Below are 6686 nucleotides of genomic sequence, written 5' to 3'. Positions count from 1 at the left end.
AAGTCATTCAATTGTCATTAATAGTCATTTAGCCAAGCTGTCATTGGGTTTTGTAACTTAATGACAATTTAATGACAATCAAATGACTACTTTATGACATTAGATTCAAGCGACAGAATACACATAACTCAAGTTTCGCATTTGAATATAAAGAATTGATATTCGGAAACTTATTAAATGTCGAGTTGTGATAACATAAAGAAAATCAATAGTATAATAATTCCATAATGAATTGTTTCATACTTTGTGATTCTTCGTGTCTTAGAGCCTTCGTGGCTAATTATCAATATCTTGCCACAAAGACACCAAGGCACAAAGTTGCACTAAGAAAAAACACATAATATAACAGCCAGATAATAAGTATGTTAGCACACAGAATTATTATGCGAAACTTGAGCACATAATATTCTAACAGTCAAAAATATACGTTTTTCTTATAGCCACTTATTAGTTCGAATATTCACTACAAAATAATACAAATCAATAGTTCACCTCTATTTTAGTATCATACTTATATTATTTTCTCAAACATTTTTTATCATATTTGAAATACTTTCTTTCTATGGTTGAGTATCTTATTTTGGGAAAAATGTAATAAGTTTGTTACTTATACGTTTTTGAATTAAATTTGAAGTTTTTATAAACCAATGAAAAAAGTATTTTATATAATATTCTTTATAGTTATAACTCTTAACGGGTTTAACCAAACCATTGCTGAGAAATATTTTGCAACTGGTTTTGGAAAACACCAAAACAAAGATTATAACGGTGCCATTCAGGATTATACTATTGCTATAAATAATGACAAAACAAATCCTGTAATTTACTTTAACAGAGGTTTGTCAGAATATCTTGCAAATTATTATTTTAAAGCAGAAAGGGATTTTTATCAGGCTATTCGTCTTAATCCAAATTATATAAAAGCATATTTGTATAGAGGATTTTTAAATCTTGACCTTAATAAATATGAAAAAGCTATTTATGATTTTGAACAAGTACTAAAAAAAGAACCAAAAAATTCTGAAGCATGGTTCAATCAAGGATATGCATATTTTTGTTTGGAAAAAAATGAAACAGCTATACAGTGTTATGAACAAGCGTTGATTCATGATAGCGATAATCCTGAAATATTTTTCAGACGTGCAGTAGCATATTACAAACTCCATTATTACAAAGATGCTTTAGACGATTTTGATAAAGCAATTTATTTAGATTCCAGATTTGTTGATGCCTATTACAATCGAGCAATCTGTAATTATAAATTACAAAACAGAGACGCTGCTTGTAAGGACTGGAAGACTGCTGAAAAACTTGGTAACAGAAGAGCTTTTGATATGAGATTAAAGTATTGTGTGGATGAAGATAAGAAAAATCCTAAAGTGAATTAAAGTCCTTTTTAAAAACCCATAAGAAATATAAATATTTTTATTTATGTAAAATGAATTTATTAGCTTCAATAAAACTAATAATTCATAATTTTGCTCTTTGTTAAGAAATGTGATTATTTAATAAAATTAATAATAATAGGAGAATGTTAATTTCATACAACTGGTTAAAAGATTATATTGACATTGATTTACCCATTGAACAAGTAGAAGAAATACTTACAAATACAGGACTTGAGGTAGAAGGTATTGAAAAAATATCAGCTTCGGAAAATATTCCTGATGAGCTTGTTGTTGGATACATAAACTCAGTTGAGAAACATCCTGATGCTGATAAATTGACCATTTGTAAAGTTGATATAAATACTGATGAATACTTACAAATTATTTGTGGAGCATCCAATGTTGCTAAAGGTCAAAAAGTAGCTGTTGCAACAGTTGGAGCAACTTTGACATCAAATAAAGGAGAAAAAATAAAAATAAAAAAAGCTAAGTTACGTGGAGTTTTATCTCAAGGAATGATTTGTGCCGAAGATGAAATTGGATTAAGTGATTCACATGATGGTATAATGGTTTTGGATGACAAATTAAAAACAGGAATACCTTTTAAAGAAACTCTTGATACTAAAGAAGATGCAGTAATCGAAATTGCAATTACACCAAATAGGGGAGATGCAATTTCTTATCTCGGAGTAGCTCGTGATATTGCTGCAATGTTGCATAAAAAAATAAATTATCCTTCTTTAAAAAAATTTTCCATTGAAGAAAAAAAATATGACGTAGAAGTTAAAATTGATGAAAGAGAACTTTGCCCTAGATATTCGGGATTGGTAATTTCAGATGTTAAGGTTGGAGAATCACCTGACTGGCTAAAAGAAAAACTTAATTCAATAGGGAATAATCCTGTAAATAATATTGTTGATGCATGTAATTTTGTAATGTTTGAAACAGGTCAGCCACTTCATGCTTTTGATTTTGATATAATTGAGGACAAAAAAATTGTTGTAAAAAAACTAGAAAAAGGAACAACTTTTATTACTCTTGACGATAGCAAGGTTGAACTTAACGGAGAGGAAATAATGATTTGTGATGGCAAAAAAGCTGTGGCAATGGGTGGAGTAATGGGTGGTGTTAATTCAATTGTGAATGAAAATACTACAAATATTTTTCTTGAAAGTGCATTTTTTAATCCTACAGCAATCCGTAAAGCATCAAAAAAACATGCTTTCTTAACAGATGCTGCATATCGTTTTGAAAGAACAACCGACCCAAATAACACTGTTGATGTTTTAAAAAGAGTTTCTTTATTGATTAAAGAAATAGCAGGAGGGAAAATAAGTTCAGAAATAATTGATAATTATCCTCAAAAAATTGAAGAACAAGAAATTGAAATAAGTTTTGATTTTATAAATACTGTTGTTGGAAATATAATCCCTAAAGAAACAGTGATTAAAATATTAGAATCTCTTGAATATAAAATTGAACAAAAAGGAAATGAAAAGATAAAAATTATTGTTCCTACTTACAGAGCTGATGTGTTGCGTGATGTTGATATAATTGAGGAAATTTTAAGAATTTATTCTTATAACAAAATTGAATTTAATGAACAAGTAAAAAGTGTTTTGCCAAATGAGGAGTTAAGTAGTAAGCTTAAGCTGGGAAATTCCATTTCAAATTATCTTACAGCAAAGGGCTTTTTTGAGATACTTACACCATCTTTTACTAATTCAAAATATTTGAAAGATGAAGAAGATGGGGGAATTCAATCTGTAACAACAATTAATGCAGTAAATACCAATCTTGCTACTTTACGAAATACCTTTGTGTTATCAGGACTTGAAACTATTTCATTTAATAAAAAAAGAGGAAATTCCGATTTGAAGTTTTATGAGTTTGGTAAAACATATTTTAAAATTAATGAAAATTATATTGAGGAAGAAAAACTTGGTATTTGGATAACAGGAAGTCAAACTAAAGCTAATTGGTACACTGAGGAGAAAAAAACTGATATTTATTATTTAAAATTATATGTTGATAATATTTTGCGTAAAGCAGGAAATACTAAAAAAATAAAACAAAAGAATTCAAAGGATAAAAATTTTATTTATTGTTTGGAATACAAAGCAGACAAAAAGAAAATTGCAAAAATAGGATTGATACATCCTGAAATTACCAAGCGTTTTGATATTGATTTTGAAGTATTTTTTGCAGAAATTGATTATAAAAAGTTAGGAGAAATAAAAGAAAGTAAAACAACAAAATATGTAAAGCCAAGTAAATATCCATCAATGACAAGAGATATTTCAATGGAGCTTGACAAAAAGTTGACTTATGAAGAAATCAAAAATAATATTTATAAATTAAATTTTAATATTTTAAAAGAAATTAATATCTTTGATGTTTATGAAGGAGATAATATTGATAAAGAAAAGAAATCTTATGCAATAAGAATGAAGTTTCAGGATGATAAAAAAACATTAAAAGATGAGCAGGTTGATAAAATTGTTTTACAAATAATTAATGTTCTTGAAAAAGAGATTAATGCAATAGTAAGAAAATGAAAGAGATACAACATTCTTTTGAAAAGATAAAAGAAAATATAGAGACCTTAAAGAAACGTAACTCAGAATTAGCTTCTGAAAATGAAGAACTTATAAGTGAAGTTTTGAACCTAAAAGAAATTTTAGAGAAGAATAAGGAAAGAATTAATGAATTAGAAAATAAAAATGTAAATTTGCAGTTGACCAGTACAATTGAGTCTGGTGAAAAAGAAAAGTTAAGTAATGTAATTGACGGATTACTTGAGGAGATAAATAAAGGATTGGAATTACTTGAAAGTTAGGTTTTAAAAAAAAGGATGAAAGAACAAATTTCCATAAAAGTTAATATAGCCGACCGAATATTCCCTTTAAAAGTAGCAATTGAAGAAGAAGGTAATATAAGGAAAGCATCTGAATTGGTAAATAAAAAAATTAAATTATATACTGAACAATATTCAATAACGGAGAAACAGGCATCACTATCAATGTGTGCATTAGAGCTTGCAACAGAACTAATAAATATTGAATCAAAATATAAAATTGCCAAAGAAAATATTAAAGAACAATTACTTATATTAGAAACTCTTACACAGGAGTAATAATTTTTTTGGAGATAATTTCATTTCTTTCTTTTACCCTTTTTGCTAAAGTTATTCAAATCCGTTTAACATAAATCATTAAATATTAAAGGTATGAATATTATTATAGTTGTTGTTATAGGTGTTGTTGCATTAGCAGCAGGAATTGTTTTAGGAAGAGTATTGCTAGCTAGTAAGTTGAAAGTAGAACAAATAGAACTTAAAAAGAATAAAGAGAAATTATTTGCAGAAGCAAAAACAGAAGCAGAAATATTAAAAAAAGATAAGATTTTAGAAGCACGAGAAAAATTTCTTCATTTAAAATCAGTACATGAAAATGAATTGAATAAAAAAAACAATGTTATTAATTCCCAAAACAGCAAGTTGAAGGAAAGAGAAATGAATTTTAGGCGAAAACAGGAAGCGTTTAGTCGCAATGAAACTGATTTAATGAATACAAAAGAAGATGTTGAAAATCAGAGGATAAAAAATGCAAACAAAAAAGAAGAGTTGTCAAAATTGCACAAATTGCAAGTTGAACAATTAGAAAAAATAGCAGGAATGTCGGGCGAAGAAGCAAAATCTCAATTAATAGAAAGCTTAAAAGAAGATGCTAAAGATGAAGCAAAATCTCAGATAAAAGATATTTTGGATGAAGCAAAAATGACAGCTAACAAAGAAGCAAAGAAAATAATACTTCAATCAATTCAGCGACTTGCATCCGAGCAAGCAGTAGAAAACTGTGTTTCTGTTTTCCCAATTGAAAATGAAGAAATAAAAGGTAGAATTATTGGACGGGAAGGAAGAAATATTCGTGCTTTAGAAGCTGCTACAGGTGTGGAAATTATTGTTGATGACACTCCTGATTCCATAGTTCTTTCCGGTTATGATGCATTAAGACGAGAAATAGCACGACTATCACTTCATAAATTAGTTACTGATGGAAGAATTCATCCTGCAAGAATTGAGGAAGTTGTTAAGAAAACCTCTAAACAAATGGATGAAGAAATTATTGAGATAGGTGAAAAAATGTGCATTGATTTAGGAATACAAAGATTGCATCCAAAACTTATTGAGCTTGTTGGTAAAATGAAGTATCGTTCTTCTTATGGGCAAAATTTATTACAGCACTCAAGAGAAGTTGCAAATTTGTGTGCAATTATGGCAAGTGAACTTGGGTTGAATCCAAAATTAGCAAAACGTGCAGGTTTACTACATGATATTGGAAAAGTTTCGGATGAAGATCCTGAACAACCACATGCATTGCTGGGTGCTATTTTGGCAGAAAGGTACAAAGAACATCCAAAAGTTGTAAATGCTATTGGTGCTCATCATGACGAAATTGAAATGACTGATCTTATCTCTCCTGTTGTACAAATTTGTGATGCTATTTCAGGGGCAAGACCCGGAGCAAGAAGAGAGGTTTTTGAATCTTACATGAAAAGATTAAAAGACCTTGAAAATGTTGCATTATCACACGATGGAGTTCATAAAAGTTTTGCAATTCAGGCAGGTAGAGAGCTGAGAGTTATTGTTCAAAGTGAAAAAGTTGATGATGAAAAAGCAGCAGAAATTTCATTTGATATTTCTCAGAAAATACAGCAAAATATGACTTATCCGGGACAAATTAAAATTACTGTGATAAGGGAAAAGAGGTCTATATCGTATGCTAAGTAGTGCCTCTTAGAAAACTCTACAAAATTAAAAATGTTTCTTTTTGCGATATTTTTATCTTTCTCAACTCACTGATGCTAAGGCATCGCCTCGTCTCAAAAAATAAAAATCTCATCAAAAATAATTCATTTTATAAAAATAGATAGTTTTCTAAGAGGCACTAAGTAAGAAAAACTTATTACTCAGAAAAAAATATAAAAAAGAATATTTTTCTTTCGCAGAATAAAAAAATTATTTAATTTTGCACTCTCATTTTTACTGTCCGATGGTGTAATAGGCAACACGTCTGGTTTTGGTCCAGAAGAGTCCAGGTTCGAGCCCTGGTCGGACAGCTTCTCAAATCCCGCTTCTTGCGGGATTTTTTTTGCCCACAATTAAAGTTAAATAATTTGTATATTTGATAATTTTAATTAATCAAAATTATGAAACTGTATTCATTTCTTTTAATACTAATTTTTGTTTTCACTGCTTTTAACTCTGCAGGGAAAAACAATTTTAGAAGCAATGAT

At 28.8% G+C, this 6686-nt stretch carries 5 protein-coding genes and 1 tRNA gene; all 6 read left to right on the top strand.

Features of this window, described 5'->3' with window-relative positions; translation table 11 throughout:
- Nucleotides 1-647 precede the first annotated feature (647 nt).
- The 6 genes from U9R42_15275 to U9R42_15250 all read left to right on the top strand — a co-directional run bounded on the left by U9R42_15275 (nt 648) and on the right by U9R42_15250 (nt 6509).
- On the top strand, nt 648-1388 hold the full coding sequence (locus U9R42_15275; GenBank protein ID MEA3497386.1) for a tetratricopeptide repeat protein: 741 nt from the start codon (nt 648-650) through the stop codon (nt 1386-1388).
- 143 nt (nt 1389-1531) lie between these two features.
- The gene (pheT, locus tag U9R42_15270) at nt 1532-3946 is read left to right on the top strand and encodes a phenylalanine--tRNA ligase subunit beta (GenBank protein MEA3497385.1); all 2415 of its coding nucleotides are present in this window, start codon (nt 1532-1534) and stop codon (nt 3944-3946) included.
- Complete coding sequence (locus tag U9R42_15265) at nt 3943-4227, top strand: hypothetical protein (GenBank protein MEA3497384.1); 285 nt, start codon at nt 3943-3945, stop codon at nt 4225-4227. The genes pheT and U9R42_15265 overlap by 4 nt, the downstream gene beginning before the upstream one ends.
- Nucleotides 4228-4242: 15 nt before the next feature.
- A complete protein-coding gene (locus tag U9R42_15260) occupies nt 4243-4524 on the top strand; it encodes a cell division protein ZapA (protein MEA3497383.1) in 282 nt (93 codons plus the stop codon).
- Nucleotides 4525-4617: 93 nt separating this feature from the next.
- Nucleotides 4618-6180, top strand: coding sequence for a ribonuclease Y (gene rny / locus U9R42_15255; protein ID MEA3497382.1), 1563 nt, complete (start codon nt 4618-4620; stop codon nt 6178-6180).
- A gap of 256 nt (nt 6181-6436) precedes the next feature.
- Nucleotides 6437-6509: transfer RNA gene (locus U9R42_15250), tRNA-Gln, on the top strand.
- The last annotated feature ends 177 nt before the right edge of the window (nt 6510-6686 follow it).

The organism is Bacteroidota bacterium (assembly GCA_034723125.1).
Lineage (GTDB): Bacteria > Bacteroidota > Bacteroidia > CAILMK01 > JAAYUY01 > JAYEOP01.
Note: the sequence above shows the minus strand (reverse complement) of the source record. Positions and strands in the feature narration are given on the sequence as shown.

Bases quoted from the DNA above. Each gene is read 5' to 3' on its own strand.
- U9R42_15275 (MEA3497386.1), top strand. From the start codon at position 648: ATGAAAAAAGTATTTTATATAATATTCTTTATAGTTATAACTCTTAAC.
- pheT (MEA3497385.1), top strand. From the start codon at position 1,532: ATGTTAATTTCATACAACTGGTTAAAAGATTATATTGACATTGATTTA.
- U9R42_15265 (MEA3497384.1), top strand. From the start codon at position 3,943: ATGAAAGAGATACAACATTCTTTTGAAAAGATAAAAGAAAATATAGAG.
- U9R42_15260 (MEA3497383.1), top strand. From the start codon at position 4,243: ATGAAAGAACAAATTTCCATAAAAGTTAATATAGCCGACCGAATATTC.
- rny (MEA3497382.1), top strand. From the start codon at position 4,618: ATGAATATTATTATAGTTGTTGTTATAGGTGTTGTTGCATTAGCAGCA.